Here is a 16,729-nt window from a genome sequence, read left to right as displayed (position 1 = left end):
ACTGCAAAATATATGGCATAGTGCGGGTGTCGGACCCGCCGAGGAAGAAGTGAGGCCCATGTCCACCGTGCTGGTCAGCAGATCCGGTTCCATCGCGACGCTCGTTCTCAACCGACCCGAACGGCTCAACGCCGTCAGCGCGGAGCTGTACCGGATCCTGGTCGACGAACTGAATGTCGCCGACTGCGATTCGGGTATCCGCTGTGTCGTCCTCACCGGTGCCGGACGGGCGTTCTGTGTGGGTGCCGACCTGAAAGCGCACAAGTCCGGCACCACGACGCCCGCGGAGCAGGCGCGCTACGTCGAGCTGGGCCAGCGTGCTTGTGAGCAGATCCAGACGATGTCCACCCCGGTGGTGGCGGCGGTCAACGGATATGCCCTCGGTGCGGGTGCGGAGCTGGCCGTCAGCGCGGACTTCCTGGTCATGGCCGAGGACGCGCAGATGGGGTTTCCCGAGGTGAGCATCGGCACCTTCGTCGGTGGTGGTGTGACCAACCGGCTTCCGCGTCTCGTCGGTCTGCGTAGGGCCACGGACATGCTGATCCTCGGAGAGCGATTCACCGGTCGGCAGGCACTCGATTGGGGGTTGGCCCATTCCGCGGTACCCGGGGATCTGCTGCTCGGGTCGGCTCGAGCGCTCGCCGAAACCCTCGCGGCGAAGGCGCCACTCGCGCTGGCTCGGATGAAGGCGGCACTGCACCGCGATGACCCCCTCGACGTCGCGCTGGCCACCGAACCGCGCGACCTCCTGGCATTGATGGCCACCCGGGATTGGGCCGAGGGCGTCGCCGCATTCGCCGAACGCCGCACCCCCGTCTTCGAAGGAAGGTAGAGATGACCACCATCGACGACCGCGCGTCCAGCCTCGGCGCGCCCGCACGCACGGCTCTGGAGCGGCTCTTCGACCCACGGGCCGATGAGTGGACTGCGATCGACGAGCATGCGGGCTCCCGCGCCGCCGAATACCGATGGCGCACCCTAAGCACGCTTCGCGCGCGAAAGACCGAGGCTAGAACGTTGGAATGGCCTTGGACGGGGTGAGGGTGCTGCTCCCCGTCCAGTACTCGGGCAGTGCCATCTTCTGCAGGATTTCCGAGGCTCCGGCAAAGTTCTCGGCTTCGGCCGCGGTTAGGTACTCCCGACTGAGGTGCACGTTGATGAACCTGTTCATCAGTGCGGCACGATCCCGGGTTACGGTTCCGGTCAGGTTGGGCAAGGTATTTCCGGTGCCCGACACGACATCCCGAATCGCGTGGATGACCGGCTCGGTGGGACTGTCGAAGTAGTTGCGCAGGAACTGTTGCTCCGGCGCGGTGAAGCTGCTGAACTGCAGGCTCGGATCGGCGAAGCGACGGTCCGCGAGCCGGTGCGCGGTTCGCTTGAACAGAGCGATATTGGCCGGGGTCTCGCCCAATTTGAGCACGCCGAGCGATGCGATGGCCTGCCCGACATGCTTGTCGCCGTCCCACATATTCGGCCCCCAACTCGTGCGGTAGTTGTAGGCCTTGATGGCGTTGGTCCGCATTTCCTTATCGGTGAATCCGGCACTGAACAAAGCCGCTTCGGCATCGCCGAGGCTTGCTCCACGGTCGATCACCCGATCCACCGCGACGGCGGCGCCCATTGGGGTGTGGCCATATGTGGCCGCGGCCGATCGCGCGGAGTCGATGATCTGCTCGCGAGTCCGGTAGTAATTGCGGATCCAGCCGAAGCGGCCCGCCTCCGCAGCCTGCACCATATTGGCCAGCTCGGCTTCCTGACGTAGCTTCGCGCGGGAACTCAACGGCGAGCGCCTGCGGCCCATGAGGTATTCGGTCACCGGCGAGGCGTTCACAGTGTTGAGCGCCGCGAGTCCGGTTATGAGCCGCTGGGTTCCGGACATGCTGCCGCCCGCTGCCATCATGGGGCCGCCTCCGCCTCCGCCACCACCTTGGGACGCATGTCCGGTTGCGAGCACACCACTGATCCGACCCGCTATCCGGGCGGGCGCGGCGGCAAGGCTGCTGCTCATCCGGCGTAACAGGACGATTCCGATGATCATGAACGATCCACCGATGAAGATCACCGCGATGCCGTGGCCCTTCGCCTGTTTGAAAACATCGCCGAGGACCAGGGCGTAGATGCCGAGATATAGGTTGAACGCGACCATCTTCCCTGCCGATACGAAGGCATCGACGACATTGCGCAGCAGGAAGGTCTGGCTCGGTCCATAGACGTATCCGCCTGCAGCGAAGCCGAAAATGGCCATGAACGCGTGATAGATCGCCTCCGCCGCGGCCACCACGATCTTTCCGGACAGATACACGCCGAACATCAGCAGGACGAAGGCGAAAACCAGCAATAGCAGGCCGGTGCAGATCTGGCCCGCATTGGGATTCTGGCTCTTGGTGTACGCCGCGACATCGCCGCACCGTTTCAGACCGCTGGTGACCTTGTCGTCGCTACCGGCGAATACCCCTTCCGACCATGCGGCCCGGCACGCCGGTGAGTCGTCTACGACATGGCCGAAGTTCCACACCTGCAACGGATAACGCACGAAGTTGTCGGCTAGCGTGCCCTCTATCGAATCGACGACCACATTCGGGCTCGGATTCGATTGGCCGTTGAGGCCCGCGGCTACCGCCACGCCGACGTCGCGTCCCTGTGCGAGCAATCCGTCCGAGGAAAGGACATCGGCCATCGGATGTGCCAGGTAGGGCACGCTGAACAAGGCGACACCGATCATCGTCACGACCTGAAGTGTGGCCTTGGAGAAGTATCCGCGAACGATGAACACGCCAACGGGTACTCCGCCGACGGTCACCGCGAGCACCAGGATGACGGGCGTGCCGACTTGTCCGGCGAGCGTGTCGGCGACGTGGGTCAACGGGTCTGCTATCAGGTCGAGCCAGCGAAAGCTCACCACGTACTCGATCACCCAGATTCCGGTGACCTCGGTGGCCATGAACCCTGCGAATTCCAGATCGAGCGCGGTCGACAACGCGACATTTCCGGGATGCAGAATGCTGCCGTGATTTGTGGCGAAGACATAATTGGCCAGCGGAACTCCGTGCGAATCCCGGACATTCATCCAGCCGACGCCATCGATCGTCGACGACCCGGCGGTCGTGGTTCCCGTCTGCGCCGTCGCCACCGCGCCGATCGTCATGGGAACAACGAATAGCGCGAATACGCCGAGCAGCAGCCGTGCCGTTATTCTGCGCAGCCGAGTCGCGCTGACCCAATACCCGCATCGACGGATCACCGCGCGCGGACGCCACCGCGCCGCATCCCAGAACTCCAAGTCCGACAACGCGTTTGGGCGGTCGATCTTGCCCGATCCGAGTCGCGTGCCGATAAGATTATCCGATCGCCCAAACACACATACTAACGTAATGGCTGGTCGAGCACCGAAAACCCATTGGGCTCAGGATGATTCGTATTGAATTCGTATGGAATACGGGCGACTGTTACCGACAGCACATCGAATTGATTGGGTGTAATTCGATTTCAGGCAGGCGGCAGTTCGGAATGTCTGGCGAAGGCCTGATCGATCAGCTCCGATGTGGCGCGCGTGGCGATCAGCCGCGCGATGGCCAAATCCGATTCGAGTTTGGCGCGGTCCTTCGGTGTGCGCCCGGACTGTTCGTAGGTCTGGCCCGCCAGGAAATAGAACAGTTGGGTCGCATACTGATCGGCGATCTGATTGCAATCGGCTCTGAGGCGCTCGACCAGTTCGAAGGCATCGCGCGCGGAAATCCCCGCATCGACGAGTCGGGTGGTCAGGTCGCCGCAGCGCGGATTGGTCACCCGGTAGGCCTCGTGCGGATCGCCGCTGGCGGCGAGCGCCTGCTGCACGTACTCCGGAAGTTCCGGGGGTGCCTGATTGCGCTGCGCGCGGGGCGAGCCGGGGGCGGCGACCGTCGTCGGCTCGGAGACGGGCTGGTCGTTGACACCGAGCACCTCCGCCAATCCGTCACCACGATCCCAGGCCTCGAGCAGTTCCCGAATCCCGTTCAACTTCATGCCCCGACTGAGCAGACGACTGATCGTCTGCAGTCTGTTGAGGTGATCCGACCCGTAATAGCCGATGCGCCCCCGGACATCGGGGGATGGAAGGAGTCCTCGTTCGTGGTACACGCGGACGCTGCGCACGGTGGTATCGGCTGCCCGCGCTAGCTCGTCGATCGTGTACTCGGACTCAACAGCCATATCCATAGGAAACCACAATTCGCTCCTCAGCGGATGGCCCGCGAACAAATGTACCGTTAACTAACGATACGCCAAGATCACATGTTGGTCAACGTGCCGTTAAGTAGCGGCAGAAGCGATTGCCGAGTTGGCCAATCGTGGGTTAACGTGCGTAGACCAGTACATGCTGGACCTTCCGGGGACTGTTGAGCAGCCCTGATGACCGCCCGACCAATGGGCCCGCACAACGGAGTTGGCGCGCCCTCGGCATCCCCGGAGACGGCTATGAGCATCACGCAATCTTCTTCCCTGGTCGTGGAAACCGTTGTGACAGCAAAGGTTTCGACGCTTCCCAGCGGGTCGGCCCATCGGCCGCCCTGCGCGGACGGTCCCGACGACTGGGATCTGGACGTCGGCACTCCGGACTCGTGGCGTGCGGCGATGCGAATCTGCGAGAGCTGCCCGGTATTCGCGAAATGTGAACAGCTGGCGCAGACACTTATCGAGCGCGGTACCGGCCCACGCGCGATGATCTGGGCGGGAGTGCCCTATGACAGTGCGGGCAAGGTCGTCGCGGATCTGGACCGCCATCGCATCACTCCCGTCGACCACAAGCGGCCACTGCGGATCATCCGAACCGGCTCGCGTCCCGCACCGGCCGATCCGATCTCGGCGGCGCCGCGGCGCCACATCGTGCTGGGTCGTCGGCTGGAGCCGACCGGAACCGGCGCACACTGACCTATGCTTTCGTCCAGTATTCACGACGGACTTCATTCTGGCGGTGTGTAACTCATGACGATGTTGGCTCTGGAGATCGGGCCGGACGGTTTCGCGGCGAGTCGGGTGGCCGACAACGTCGGCGAGGACGAGATCCGGCGTGTCCCGATTCCGGCTCGTGCGGCCTGGGACACCTGCCGTGACCTGCTGCTCGAGGCCGCCGGCGGCGAAGATGTCACCCGGGTGGGAATCGGCTCCGCGGGTCCGCTCGATATGGCCGCCGGTGTGGTGGCACCGCCCGGTATCGCCGAGTGGGGGGCGGGTTTCGGGATCGTGGCGGCGGTGGAGAAGCTGTTTCCGAACGCCATCGTCTTGTTGGCACTCGACGGCGTCTGCCTCGGCCTGGCCGAGCGTAACTTCGGCGCAACGAACGACGTACTCGACGCCCTTGCGGTCATGGTCTCGGATCGGATCGGTGCCGGGGTCATGGTCGGTGGTTTCGTGGTGGTCGGTCGGACCGGAAACGCGGGAAACCTCGGCCATGTGCTGGTGCCGGGCTTCGATGAGCTCTGCGAATGCGGCGGACGTGGCTGTCTGGAGACGGTCGCCGGCGGCATCTCCGCGGTGAAATGGGCACGCGCGCAAGGCTGGCAGGGCACCTCGGTCGACGACCTGGTCGGTCAGGCGCGTGCGGGTGACGAACTCGCGGATGCCGCGCTCAGCCGGGCCGGGACGGCGCTCGGCCGCGCGATCGCCTCGGTGGCCGCACTGCTCGACCTGGACCTGGTGGTCATCGGCGGCACGCTAGCGGTGCCGGGTACCTCGCTGTGGAAAGCGCTCGGCGCTGCGGTCGCGACGCATGCCCGGCTCGGCTATCTGACCGGATTGCGAGTCGTGCCATCGGAACTCGGCGCGGTGGGCGTGCTGGCGGGTGCCGGTGTACTGGCCTTGACGGCGGGAGAGGGCTAGCCCGTCGCGGTTGCGGGCGTGGAATTCAGCCTGGGGCCAGTGCGTTCGTCGCTGGTCCCAGGCTTTGTGGCGCGATTTGCCGCATCTCGCGCGAACTGCGCTGAGCTGCGGGAATTCTGACGTGTGTACATACGTTCTTAAGCGGACGTTAAGAAACGACCGCTGGGTGAACGTGGGGTGGTCACGTCATGCAGACTGCAACTGATGTCGACATCCGTAAACCTGTTGAACGAGCCGTTATATAGCGGTACATTATCCGTGTCACACACAGGTGACGGCTTCCGACGAACGGTTGGTACGGGCAGTGCGATGACAAGTGGCGCAGTAAATCCTTGGATAACGATCGAGACGTTGACGCCCGAGGCGATGTCGGTGGCATCTGTCGGAGACGCACCGCGTGCATTCGCCGACTGGCAGCGAGTACTGCAGCGGCTGATGGCGCGGACTCCGGCACTCTACGACAGCCTCAAAACCCGGAGCTTGATCGATGCGATCCGGGCGGCGCGCGACGAAGCCGAGGACGTGGATCTGACGCTCGCGACCGGTTCGGGTCCGCACGCACTGCGGATACGACCGGTGTTCGGGCCGGGTGGCGATGTGCACGCCGTGCGTTTGTGGATGGGCTCCGCAGGGACGACCTGCCCGGAACTACCGCCTGCTGTGGGTGCGATCTGGGACCTCGATACCCAGACCATTCAGCAGCCGATCGGTGCGACCCGGCTGACGGGGAACTCGGCCGAGCAACACGTGCCGGTGATGTCGATCGCGGAGTTGTTCCATCGGATCTCGGCCTTCAATCGACATGCCGAGGTCCTGGATCTGCTCTACAGTCCGAGGGTCGGTGACAAGCTCCAGTTCGAGGTCACGGTGACCGATGGTCCCGAGCGGCCGGGACGGTGGCGGATCAGTATCCGGGCCCGCGCCGACGCTCGCACGCACGGCGCGTGGTTGTTGATCGAGGATGTCACCTCGGACAATGAGCCCTCGGAGTGGCCGACCCTGGAGCGGGTCGGATTGCGTGAGGCCCACCGGCGGGCCGGAACCCACCTCGCGATCGTCCAGACCGAGCGCGCCAGTATCTCGCATTGGCTCACGGATCCGGCGCCCTGGATTCGATGGGACTATCTGTTCCGGCCGGTGGACGTCTTCCATCCGGACGACCGCGTCCGTTTGATGGCGTTGAGCGATCGGCTGCAGTCCGGCGATACGGCGGGTGTCACGGTGCGAGCCCTCAACTACGGCGGCGGTTACACGCCGACGTCGCTGCTGCTCTATCCGTATCCGGGCTATCCGAGTCGGCAACTCGCGATCGCCCAGTTGGTGCGCGTCGCCGATGACATGCCGATGCTGGAATCCGGGCGCAACGCGCTGGAAACCCCGCAGGGGCAGGCGCCGATCGGGTACGACGATCAGCTGCAGTATCGGCTCGCACATCGCTTGAAACGTAGCCCTGTGTACTGATCCGCTGTCCCCAATCTTGGGAACGATGACGGGGGCTGGAAATGATGGTCCTCTCTACCATTTCGAGAGTGCGGACAATGGTTGGCAGATCGACGGATTCAGGCGATGAATTACTTCGCCGAATGGTCGCACGCCGCCGCCGCGACAATGTGATCGTCGCGGTACTCGCGGTGCTGGCCGTACTCGGTGGCGGGCACGCGATCCTCGATTTCTTCGCCTCGGATCCGCCGCCCCCGTCCGACAGTGCGACGCCGGCGACTATCGGCCGCGCGCAATTGGCCGGCTCCTTCGCTCAGCAGTTCATCGTGACCTACCTGAGTTCGGTTGCCGGACAACAGGATCGGCTCGGCGAATATGTCGGAGCCAGTGCACAGCAGATCACGCTGCCCTCGACGGCCCGGCAGGTATCGGATCCTGCCGTGGTGTATGTATCGCGCGTGGGGAGCTTCGACACACTCGAGGTCTGGTCGGTGACCGTATCGGTGCGGACGGGTAAGTCCGCTTCGACTGCCAGCACCACTACCGGCACTACCGGCACTACCGGCACCAGCGCCAACAGCAGCACCGGCGCGGACACCCGCCAGTTCTATCGGGTCGGGGTATCGGTTCTCAACGGTCGACTGCGGGCGCTCGCGCTGCCCGCCCTGGTCGAACCGCCCAGCCGCGGCGCCGACCTGTCGCAGGCATACTCCTCACCGTGCACGGCGGATACGCCGCTCACGCAAGTGGCTTCGGGCTTTCTGACCACGTATCTGACGGGTAGTGGCGATGTAGGCCGCTACGTCACCCTGGACGCGGGGATCGCCGCGCTGCGCCCGGCCCCGTTCACCGCCGTGGAGACCGTCGCGGTTACCTCGGACGACAACAGTTGTGGTACCGCGCGTTCGAGCGCGCAGGTGCTCGTCACCGTCAATCCCAAGGCCGACGGCGGGGCGGTCGCGACGCTCGCTTACCCGCTGACCATGGTCCGCGATGGTGGCCAATGGCAGGTGCAGTCGGTCGATGCGGTACCCGCGATGACCAACCCGCCTGCCGTGATCGCCGACCAGCAGAACTCGCGCGGAAGTGCGCCAAGCTCGACGACGTCGGTGCCGTCGACGACGGTGCAGATTCCGCGGGCTACCCAGAACTGATACGAAAGAGGCACGGCCGTGGGTAATTTGAGCGCCATCCTGTACAACATCCTGATCTTCGTCCGCTGGGCAGGCCTGATCCTGATCACTATCCTGAGCATGGGTGTGCTGATATCCGAGGCGGCCAAATCCAAGCTGTCGCCCGGGAAGATCCTCGCCGTCGCCGGATCGGCGGTGCTCGCCGCGGTCCTGTTCTGGATACTTCCGACACTGGTCAACTACGCGCGCACCGACTCCAACATCGTGGTCCCCGATCACCCCATCGGTGGCTATCGATGACCCAGGTGATCAAGGTCTTCACGCCGATCAAACGGGTTCCCACCATGATCGGCAAGGCTCAGAACGGGCAGAAGCTGCCCTTCGGGCCTTACACGCTGCCGCAGGTGGCGGGCGGGGTGGTGCTGATGCTGGTGACGTCGGTGTGTGCCATGACCTTTCCGGTCAACCCCGCGGTCGTCTTCGTAGCGGGTCTGGTGGGGACGGTGGCGGCCGTCTTCGGTCTCGGGCTGGTGCCGTATACCGGCGTCCGAATGATCTCGCGGGCGATGTGGGTGGGTCGGCTCATCCTCTTCCGCAAACCGGTCTCCGCCTCCGGCATGCCGATCGACGCGAACTCGCCTCGCCATGCCATGTTCATCGAGGAATCCGTGGTTGTCATCCTGCCCGATCCGGTGGCCGCCGCGGACGCCGCCGAGCGCGGCGCGCTCGGCGGCGCTCAGTTGCTGGGCGCGCTCGGGGTGGGCGGGAGCGGGGCGGATCTGAGTGTTCGAATGAACGGTAACGGTCACTACACCACCGAAGGGCGCGGCTGATGGCGTTCGGACAAGATATCCAGCCAACCGCCGCGATTCGCGGGAATCTGCAATTCACCCATTCGGGCCTGGTCACCGCCACCTATTTCATCAGTCCGCTCGGATATGGGTTGCGCAATGCTGGTGACAAGTTCGATGTGAAAGTCGCCCACCACTCGTTGATCAACAATCTGCCGAATGGTTCGCTGCTGCTCGGTATTCAGGCCCGCCTCAACACTATCGACGTGCTGACCAAGATGGTGGAGGGCGTGGACCTCGACGAGTGCGAGGAATATGCCGACGAGGTGGTCGCCTCCTTCGAACGGATCCGGGCGATCATGCCGCAGACGCGGATATTCCTGCTCTCGATTCCGGTCGGCTCCTCGAGTTCGAGCATCTCCGCCCTTTCGCGGGTGTGGCGCGGCAGTACCAGCACGATCGACGCCACCGCGATCGCGCGTGCCGACCTGGACGGCTACGACGAGAAGGCCAATGAGATCCTGTCTCGGATCGGCGGCGATTTCGATCCGGTTCCGGTGCCGGCCGCGTTGTTCCAGTGGCTGTGGGAGCACTACCTGGCGCGGGGCGCTGTGGGCGATCCGGTCGCGCCGACGCGGTCCGGTGCACTCGAGGACGCGACGGCGGCGGTATTCGCCGCGGCGGCGCTCGACGAAGGCGCGCAGGCCGATAGCAACCGACGCATCCGCCCGTCCTTCATTCCGGTGATCAAGGTGGTGCAGCCGGATTACGACTATCGGCAGTCCTATCAGTCGATGCTCACACCACGCTCATTCCCCTATTCCGGGATGACATTTCCCGGTGGCAGCGAATTCCTGAATGTGCTCGAGGGTTTGGGGGATGTCACCGTCGACTGGGGAATGCGGGTGTCGACGAAGCCCGCGGAAGTGGTGCTGAAGAACAATGAGCTGAGTCTGCGGCGGCTCGGCGAGCAGATGGACCAGCGCGACCAGGAGGTTTCCTTCGCGCAGAATACCCTGATGTCGAAGGCACAGATGCTCGGTGAGTACAACCAGCACTTCGAGGTCAACGGCGGCGAATCGGAGGTGTCGTTCACCACCGTGGTCGCGATCGGCGGGCCAACTCGCGATGCGACGATGGACGCGGTGAATACGCTCAAGCGCCGGTACAAGCGGTTCCAGGTCGAGATGACCGCACCGGTCGGCGCGCAGGTCGATCTATGGTCGATGCTGATTCCCGGCAGCCCGCCGCGGCGGGCATTCGACGATTTCGCCCATATCGTCCCTTCGGACATGTGGGCCGGTTTCGTACCGTTCACCACCAGCCAGGTCGGTGATGACAGTGGCCCGGTGATCGGGGTCAATCTGCTGTCCGGAAATTTCGAGCCGATCCATTTCGGCATTATGGAGGCGGCGCTACACGATTTGTCCGCGTCGTTCGCGGTGACCGGCGAACTCGGGTCGGGCAAATCCTATTTCCTCAAACTCATGGCGGTGCTCGTCCACGATATGGGCGGCCAGTTCCTCGCCATCGACCGCAGCCAGGTCGGCGAATGGGAGCACTTCGCCTCTTCGATCGATAATGCCGTGGTCATCGACTTGGCCAATCCGACCGTATCCCTGGATCCGCTGCGGCTGTTCGATCCACGGATCGCTGGCGACCGGGCATTGGACTCGATTCTGCCGCTGCTGGATCTGTCGCCGACCTCTGGTGCCGGAGCCGCCGCCAGCAATCTTCTGACGCCCAAAAGCATTGCCGAGCACGGCATTCGGAGTCTGCTCGATCTGTATCGCGTCGTCCAGCGGCTGCGCGACCAGCCCGGCCGGGAGGAGGAGTATGCCGACCTGGCGGCACGGCTCGGCACGATTGTCGAGCGGGTGCCGGTGCTGTTCGACCCGAAGCTGCGGCCGTTGCGGCTCAACGCCGCCGCGACTGTGGTCCGCAGCCACAATCTGGCGTTGCCCAGTGCGGAGGAACTCACCACCCCGCACCTGTACAACCGATTGCCGCTGACGAAACGACTCGGCACTGCGCTGTACGAATTGGTCGGCGTCGCCGCTCGAGAGGCGTTCCTTACCGATAATGGCCGGTTCGGCTTGCTGGTCGGCGACGAGGCACACCATTTCACCCAGACCCAGGTCGGCGCGTCGGTGACCTCGGATTTCAGCCGAGACGGTCGTAAACACCTCGCCGCGATCGGGCTGGCTTCGCATGATCCCGCCACCGACTTCCAGGGTGCGGCACATAATCTGATTCCAAACAGGTTCGTCTTCCGCCAGCGTGATGAGACATTGGCTCGCAACAGTCTGAAATGGCTCGGTGTGGATTTGGACGAGGCCCCGTTCCTGTTGCAGATCTTGCGAGAGGAGACCTCCCCGCCGGTCGGTCCGGGCCGGCAGGTGCCCGACGAACGCCGTGGTGAGATGTTTATGCGCGATGCGCTGAACCGAATCGGACGCGGCAAGGTACTCGGCCCGGCCCGGCCCGACCGCGCGGCGGCCATCACCAGCACACCGGCCGCAGCGGCCGGAGCCCGGACCGCCGTACCGCAAAGACAGGCCATTCAATGATCTGGGCGCCGGACTGGGATCCGGCCGACCGGGCGCCGCACGCCGTATTCCGGCGGGGTCGTGCCTGGATCGGCGCGACCCGCCGCCGACGCTGGATCGCGTGGATTCTCTTCGCGGCTTTCGTGCTCTTCGTATTTCCCGGTGTCCTGAATGCGATGGCGACCGCGCAGACCGGCACCGAGACCACACCGTCAACGGTCAACAGCGCGACCAGCTGGATGAATGTCCGAGACTCGGAAGGGGTGCCGCTGTCGAACTATACATTCGTCACCGACCACGGCGGCATATTCAGTCCCGGGAATGTGGTGCTTGCGTTCGTGATCGTGCTGATCTTCGCACTGTGGATAGTCGGTGTGAACACCGCGGACTGGATGATCGGCAATGCGTTCGACTTCGGGTGGCTGAATCTGTTCGGTCCACCGTTGCAACGGGCGGCCAAGAGTCTGTCGGGCCAGATCGCGACGCCGATGGTATTGGCCGTCGCGGCGGCGATCGGCGCGTTCTTCGTCGGCTGGTTCATTGTGCGCGGCTATCACGCGAAGGCGACGGTACAGGTGGTGACGATGCTGGCGGTCGCGGTGCTCGGTCCGCTCTTTCTGGCCGAGCCGCTGGCCGAGGAATTCTCCCAGGACGGAATGCTGGCGCAGGGGCGCAATCTGGGGGTTTCGGTGGCGGCGGGCTTGAATGGAAACAATAATCCGAACGCCGCCCAGCTGATATCCACTATGCAGGCCGATCTGGCGGACAATTTCGCGCGGAAGCCGCTGCAAGTGTGGAATTTCGGACATGTGATCGACGACCGGCCAGCATGCAAGTCGGCGTGGTCGGCGGGGATGATGGCCGGCAGCGAGGATCGAGTCAAGAGCGGCCTGAAGAGCTGTGGGGACACCGCCGCGTACAGTGCGGCGGACAATCCGAGCGTGGGGCAGATCGGCGCCGGTCTGCTATTGCTGCTTTGCGCGTTCATATTGTTGTTGTTCGCATCGTACCTGGCCATCAAGGTCATCTGGGCCGCACTCGACGCGATCTATTATGGATTTTTGACGATTTTCGGGTTCGCGGCGGGCGGATTCGTGTACGGACCGACCCAGGCGTTCACGATCCGATGTGTGGTGCACGGGTTCTTCTCGGCCCTGTGGATGACCATCAACATCGTCTTCCTCGGTGTTTATGTGCTGTTTCTGGGTAACCTGTTCCAGCAGGCGCAGGGCCGGGTGATGTCGGTATTCGTCATCGTGGCGGTTGTCGAGATCGTCGCCATTTTTCAGCTGAAACGCCTCAATGCGGGTTTGCACAAGGGCAATGATTGGATAGCCAACCGGTTCGCGTTGGCAATTCAGAATGGCGGCGCGAAGGTGAATCCGTCCTACTCCGGCGGTGGCACAGCGCTCGGAATGGGAACCATGGGTGCCGGTAACGGTATGCATGGCTTGGGATTGATGGCGCTGATGGGCGGTTTAAGCACAATTGCCAACTCGCCATTGACCGAATGGGCGATGGGCGGACTGCCTGGATCGATCCACCCGCAATCCAGGATTAAGAGGGCGATGACGCAGTCGCAGGGAGGCGTGTGGTTGCGAGAAGGATTCGGCGGGGCCGACGGCGCTTATGTCCAGTCCTATATGAACCGGATGCAATACGCGCGTGGCGCCGAGGTGGCGGCCCAGCACTACGGCGTCGACACGGTCCTGGGCGCGGCGTCGGCCGTGCAAGGTGTGATGGATGCCGGTGGAACTCTCGACGCCGCCTACGGCGCCATGCTCGGCGCCGGGTTCACCGACGAGAGAGTCATGTTCAACGCCATTCGCTCCCATGCGATCGTCGCCCAGAACGCCGAGGATGAAACATTGGCGGACAAACACCTCGGCCATGTTGTCGCCGCCGTGCGACGCGCTGAAGCATCGGCGTTGCGCGTCGCGAATGGCGGCGGTGACATCGAGGAGGCCGCGGCCGATTACGCGACGTTGCAGGCGGCGGCGTTCCGATTCCGACGGGCGAATCCGGGCGGTGTCACGCTCGACGGTGGTGCGCCCATCGGGGCCCAACGCCTCTTTGTCGAGGACTACATGGCTGATCCGACGCAGAGAAAAATGGAGGCGCTGCAAGCCCTGGCAGGGGGCGGCGCTGTACCCACGGGGTTGACGGGACCGGGGTTGGCTGGTGTCGACCGTGAAGGCGCGGGACGCATGATCGCCTGGATCGGAAATGAACACGCCATGCTGTCGGAGGCAGCCATCGATAACCTCATTGCGGCCCCCGGCAACGCACAGAATATGCGTGAGGTCAGACGAGTGGTCTCCGCCGCCACCGATTCCGACCAGTGGGCCGCTCGCGTCCAGCGAACACCGTGGAATTCACTGCCGTCGCCTGGAGCGAATCCCCATCCAAACCCCGCCGGTTATGCCCGAGCGATGGGCGGGATGGCGGGTCAACTGAGGCACTGACCGGAGTGGCGATTCGTCCGAGATAGATCTGCCGCGCATCCGCAGCGCAAGACCGACGCTCGGCGGCGATCCGATATACATGCAATACCGAGGAAGGACATTCGATGATCAACCGCCTCATGGTCCTCGCGATGATTCCGGCTTGGGTGTGGGTGTTGTTGTTGGTGATGGGGGGTTGCAGCGGCATGCTGGCGGTGGTGGTGCTGGCGGTTGGCGGGGTGACCTCGCCATCCGCCGCTGATCTCAGCTATCAGTGCGACAGCGCGGTGGGCCCGGATCCGTCCAGCACCGCGACCGTGGTTGCCAGCACAACCGCAATCGCGAGTGGTGGATCCCGGTCGGTCGGAACCGCCTCGGCGAGGTCGTCGATACCGACCACCAACCCCTATGCGGAGCTGACCATCGCCCCGGATGACACCGACGCCTCCGAATGGCAGAGGGCCTGCGTCAGCGCATTGAAATCCGCGCCGTATCAACTGCCGCCGCTGCAGACGACTATGAGCGGATTGCTCGGTGACTGTGCCCGCGAATTGGCCATCAACCATGCGCTGAAAGCGTCGTCAGGAAGTGCCGACGGTGCGCCGAGTGGCCCGTCGAGTGCGGCAGGGCTGACGCGGGATGTGATTTATCAGGCCTCGGCCGGCGCAGTGACTGGGCGTTGCGATCCGACGGCGCTTCCACCGGACGACACCGCACCCGCCACGGTGGCACCGACGGCGAGTGGTACGTCGGCCCAGCCGGGATCGGCGGCGGTCGCGTGCGGGCAATCGTCGAGTATCGGCAAAGCGGTGATCGTGCTTCCGAAAACCATTGCGGCCCAGGCGGCGTGCGGACAGCGGGTCGATCCCGCCGCGGTTTCGGCGGGTGATCTGGTCTTCTGGGACTACCGCAGCAACGCACCCACCCGGACCGGAATCGCCCTCGGTGCAACACAAGTCATGACTTATGATGCCTATTCCGGACGGTTCGTCGAGCAGTCGATGCCGACCGGCCGTGATGTCCGCATCAAGCGAGTGCTGGGGGGTGGATCGTGACCAGTGCGGAGGTGTGGCCCGCGGATTACCAGGTCGAAGTGGTCGACGAACAGACCGAAGGTGCTGGGGGAGAGGGTGATTCGCAATCCGGCCCGGTGACGCCGTGGTCGGGTAAGCAAGAGCGCAAGGAAGGACCGCGCGCGGGCACCGGTCCGGTGAATCCGGGATCCGGTACGTCGCCCGGGCAGAACGGTTCATCACCGGCACCGGGTCAGAACGGGGCGCCCGCGACGCCGCAGGGGCAGGCGGCGCAGGGCGGCCCTGGTCAGGGTTCGACGGCTGTGCCGCAGGGGAATGTTGTGGCGCCGCCGGATCAGTCGGTGGGGCAGCCGGGTCAGCCGCCTGCTGCGCAGCCTGGGCCTCAGCCGGGGGCGGAGCACCGTGCGGAGCCTGATCCTTTGGTGGATCCGGATACGGTGGCGGCGTTGGCGCCTGCGGCGTTGTCTGCGGGGGCGATGGCGTTGGGTGTGTTGCCGATGCTGGCCTCGGCGTTGGCCGGGCTCGGCAGCGGTGGTGGTAGCGGTAGTGGTTCGGGTACCGGTACCGGTGCCGATAGTGGTGGTGCGGACGGGTCAGAGGGTGGGTTGTCGCCGGAGGCGCAGAAGGCGTTGCAGGCGTTGAAGTTGCTCGCCGCTGTTTATGGTGATGGGAAGACCGATGATCCCGAGGTCAAACAGTTACGGCAGCAGTTGGGGATCAACGGGACCGGTTCGGGAGCGACCGCGATCAAAGCGCGGCAGTTGTTCCAGAAGAACGCGGCGACCGCGTTCAACAACCTCGACAACCAATTGGCTTCCTACATCACCGGTTTGGCCGGTAACCACAAGGTCGACAAGAAAGCGGTCACCGCGCTGATCCGCGAGGTCAACGTCGCCCTGGCCGAACTAGGCCCCCAGGCCTACACCAAAGCCGGACGCCAGAAAGTCCACCAAATCCTCACCAACGCACTACAAAAAGCCAGCCAGATCGTCACCGGTACCACAGCCAACGCCACCGACACCGCCAACGCGATCAACCGGCTCACCAACCAATACCTCTACAACATCGCCGGAAAAAAATACACAGGCGCCGCAGCCACCGGGACGACCGCGGCTGCGCAGAAGGCGATTCAGGCCGCGATGGCTCAACTCGGCGATCCGTACGTCTTCGGCGCCAACGGTCCGAACTCCTGGGACTGCTCGTCACTCATGCAATATGCGGCCGCGCAGGCGGGCGTCAAGATCCCACGCGTTGCCGCCGACCAGTACAAGCAGCTGCAGAAGATCAACCCGGCCGATATCCGCCCCGGCGACCTGATCTTCCCCGGTGAGCAGTTCAATAACGGAAATCCTGGCCACGTCATGATGTACATCGGGAACGGCCAATGTGTCCAAGCGCCGCACACCGGAGATGTGGTCAAAGTGAGCAATCTGCCGAGTAGCTATCACGCCACCCGGTGGTCGTAGCGGTCGGCTGCCGAGA

General features: G+C 64.2%; 15 protein-coding genes. 12 read left to right on the top strand and 3 right to left on the bottom strand.

The annotated features are described in order from the left end of the window. The first annotated feature begins 58 nt into the window (after positions 1-58). Both OIE68_RS20060 and OIE68_RS20055 read left to right on the top strand, forming a co-directional pair. A complete protein-coding gene (locus tag OIE68_RS20060) occupies positions 59-832 on the top strand; it encodes an enoyl-CoA hydratase/isomerase family protein (RefSeq protein ID WP_327100899.1) in 774 nt (257 codons plus the stop codon). Positions 833-834: 2 nt separating this feature from the next. Continuing rightward, positions 835-1,041 carry a hypothetical protein gene (locus OIE68_RS20055; RefSeq protein ID WP_327100898.1) on the top strand — a complete coding sequence of 69 codons (207 nt, stop codon included), beginning with the start codon at positions 835-837 and terminating at the stop codon, positions 1,039-1,041. Here the strand turns inward: OIE68_RS20055 and OIE68_RS20050 are convergent. Both OIE68_RS20050 and OIE68_RS20045 read right to left on the bottom strand, forming a co-directional pair. Next, positions 1,010-3,361 (bottom strand): hypothetical protein, encoded by a 2,352-nt coding sequence (locus OIE68_RS20050; protein ID WP_327100897.1) that lies wholly within the window; start codon positions 3,359-3,361, stop codon positions 1,010-1,012. The genes OIE68_RS20055 and OIE68_RS20050 overlap by 32 nt on opposite strands. A gap of 128 nt (positions 3,362-3,489) precedes the next feature. Then, positions 3,490-4,191 (bottom strand): MerR family transcriptional regulator, encoded by a 702-nt coding sequence (locus OIE68_RS20045; RefSeq protein WP_327100896.1) that lies wholly within the window; start codon positions 4,189-4,191, stop codon positions 3,490-3,492. Positions 4,192-4,455: 264 nt separating this feature from the next. Between OIE68_RS20045 and OIE68_RS20040 the strand changes: the two genes are divergently transcribed. The 7 genes from OIE68_RS20040 to OIE68_RS20010 all read left to right on the top strand — a co-directional run bounded on the left by OIE68_RS20040 (position 4,456) and on the right by OIE68_RS20010 (position 11,790). Next, complete coding sequence (locus OIE68_RS20040) at positions 4,456-4,908, top strand: hypothetical protein (RefSeq protein WP_327100895.1); 453 nt, start codon at positions 4,456-4,458, stop codon at positions 4,906-4,908. A gap of 54 nt (positions 4,909-4,962) precedes the next feature. Beyond that, positions 4,963-5,856 carry an ROK family protein gene (locus tag OIE68_RS20035; protein WP_327100894.1) on the top strand — a complete coding sequence of 298 codons (894 nt, stop codon included), beginning with the start codon at positions 4,963-4,965 and terminating at the stop codon, positions 5,854-5,856. Between the two features lie 309 nt (positions 5,857-6,165). Beyond that, a complete protein-coding gene (locus OIE68_RS20030) occupies positions 6,166-7,317 on the top strand; it encodes a GAF domain-containing protein (protein WP_327100893.1) in 1,152 nt (383 codons plus the stop codon). 122 nt (positions 7,318-7,439) lie between these two features. Further along, positions 7,440-8,450 carry a conjugal transfer protein gene (locus OIE68_RS20025; protein WP_327100892.1) on the top strand — a complete coding sequence of 337 codons (1,011 nt, stop codon included), beginning with the start codon at positions 7,440-7,442 and terminating at the stop codon, positions 8,448-8,450. A gap of 18 nt (positions 8,451-8,468) precedes the next feature. Next, on the top strand, positions 8,469-8,729 hold the full coding sequence (locus OIE68_RS20020; RefSeq protein ID WP_327100891.1) for a hypothetical protein: 261 nt from the start codon (positions 8,469-8,471) through the stop codon (positions 8,727-8,729). Continuing rightward, a complete protein-coding gene (locus tag OIE68_RS20015; protein WP_327100890.1) occupies positions 8,726-9,262 on the top strand; it encodes a hypothetical protein in 537 nt (178 codons plus the stop codon). The genes OIE68_RS20020 and OIE68_RS20015 overlap by 4 nt, the downstream gene beginning before the upstream one ends. Continuing rightward, the gene (locus OIE68_RS20010) at positions 9,262-11,790 is read left to right on the top strand and encodes an ATP-binding protein (RefSeq protein WP_327100889.1); all 2,529 of its coding nucleotides are present in this window, start codon (positions 9,262-9,264) and stop codon (positions 11,788-11,790) included. The genes OIE68_RS20015 and OIE68_RS20010 overlap by 1 nt, the downstream gene beginning before the upstream one ends. Before the next feature lie 256 nt (positions 11,791-12,046). Here the strand turns inward: OIE68_RS20010 and OIE68_RS20005 are convergent, their stop codons facing one another. Further along, positions 12,047-12,310: a hypothetical protein gene (locus tag OIE68_RS20005; protein WP_327100888.1), complete on the bottom strand. Its 264-nt coding sequence runs from the start codon at positions 12,308-12,310 to the stop codon at positions 12,047-12,049. A 43-nt stretch (positions 12,311-12,353) separates the two neighbouring features. On the opposite strand from OIE68_RS20005, the gene OIE68_RS20000 reads away from it, so the two are divergent. From OIE68_RS20000 to OIE68_RS19990, 3 genes are all read left to right on the top strand, one after another. Continuing rightward, the gene (locus OIE68_RS20000; protein WP_327100887.1) at positions 12,354-14,234 is read left to right on the top strand and encodes a hypothetical protein; all 1,881 of its coding nucleotides are present in this window, start codon (positions 12,354-12,356) and stop codon (positions 14,232-14,234) included. Positions 14,235-14,338: 104 nt separating this feature from the next. Next, the gene (locus tag OIE68_RS19995; protein ID WP_327100886.1) at positions 14,339-15,268 is read left to right on the top strand and encodes a hypothetical protein; all 930 of its coding nucleotides are present in this window, start codon (positions 14,339-14,341) and stop codon (positions 15,266-15,268) included. Beyond that, entirely contained in the window at positions 15,265-16,713 is a 1,449-nt protein-coding gene (locus OIE68_RS19990; RefSeq protein ID WP_327100885.1) for a C40 family peptidase, read from the top strand. Before OIE68_RS19995 ends, OIE68_RS19990 begins: the two co-directional genes overlap by 4 nt. The last annotated feature ends 16 nt before the right edge of the window (positions 16,714-16,729 follow it).

It is taken from the genome of Nocardia vinacea (genome assembly GCF_035920345.1).
GTDB classification, from domain to species: Bacteria; Actinomycetota; Actinomycetes; order Mycobacteriales; family Mycobacteriaceae; genus Nocardia; species Nocardia vinacea_A.
Note: the sequence above shows the minus strand (reverse complement) of the source record. Positions and strands in the feature narration are given on the sequence as shown.

What these genes read in the sequence shown, in the direction of transcription:
- OIE68_RS20060 (WP_327100899.1), top strand. Translation starts at nt 59, where the DNA reads ATGTCCACCGTGCTGGTCAGCAGATCCGGTTCCATCGCGACGCTCGTT.
- OIE68_RS20055 (WP_327100898.1), top strand. Translation starts at nt 835, where the DNA reads ATGACCACCATCGACGACCGCGCGTCCAGCCTCGGCGCGCCCGCACGC.
- OIE68_RS20045 (WP_327100896.1), bottom strand. Translation starts at nt 4,191, where the DNA reads ATGGCTGTTGAGTCCGAGTACACGATCGACGAGCTAGCGCGGGCAGCC.
- OIE68_RS20040 (WP_327100895.1), top strand. Translation starts at nt 4,456, where the DNA reads ATGAGCATCACGCAATCTTCTTCCCTGGTCGTGGAAACCGTTGTGACA.
- OIE68_RS20035 (WP_327100894.1), top strand. Translation starts at nt 4,963, where the DNA reads ATGACGATGTTGGCTCTGGAGATCGGGCCGGACGGTTTCGCGGCGAGT.
- OIE68_RS20030 (WP_327100893.1), top strand. Translation starts at nt 6,166, where the DNA reads ATGACAAGTGGCGCAGTAAATCCTTGGATAACGATCGAGACGTTGACG.
- OIE68_RS20025 (WP_327100892.1), top strand. Translation starts at nt 7,440, where the DNA reads ATGGTCGCACGCCGCCGCCGCGACAATGTGATCGTCGCGGTACTCGCG.
- OIE68_RS20015 (WP_327100890.1), top strand. Translation starts at nt 8,726, where the DNA reads ATGACCCAGGTGATCAAGGTCTTCACGCCGATCAAACGGGTTCCCACC.
- OIE68_RS20010 (WP_327100889.1), top strand. Translation starts at nt 9,262, where the DNA reads ATGGCGTTCGGACAAGATATCCAGCCAACCGCCGCGATTCGCGGGAAT.
- OIE68_RS20005 (WP_327100888.1), bottom strand. Translation starts at nt 12,310, where the DNA reads ATGAACCAGCCGACGAAGAACGCGCCGATCGCCGCCGCGACGGCCAAT.
- OIE68_RS20000 (WP_327100887.1), top strand. Translation starts at nt 12,354, where the DNA reads ATGCTGGCGGTCGCGGTGCTCGGTCCGCTCTTTCTGGCCGAGCCGCTG.
- OIE68_RS19995 (WP_327100886.1), top strand. Translation starts at nt 14,339, where the DNA reads ATGATCAACCGCCTCATGGTCCTCGCGATGATTCCGGCTTGGGTGTGG.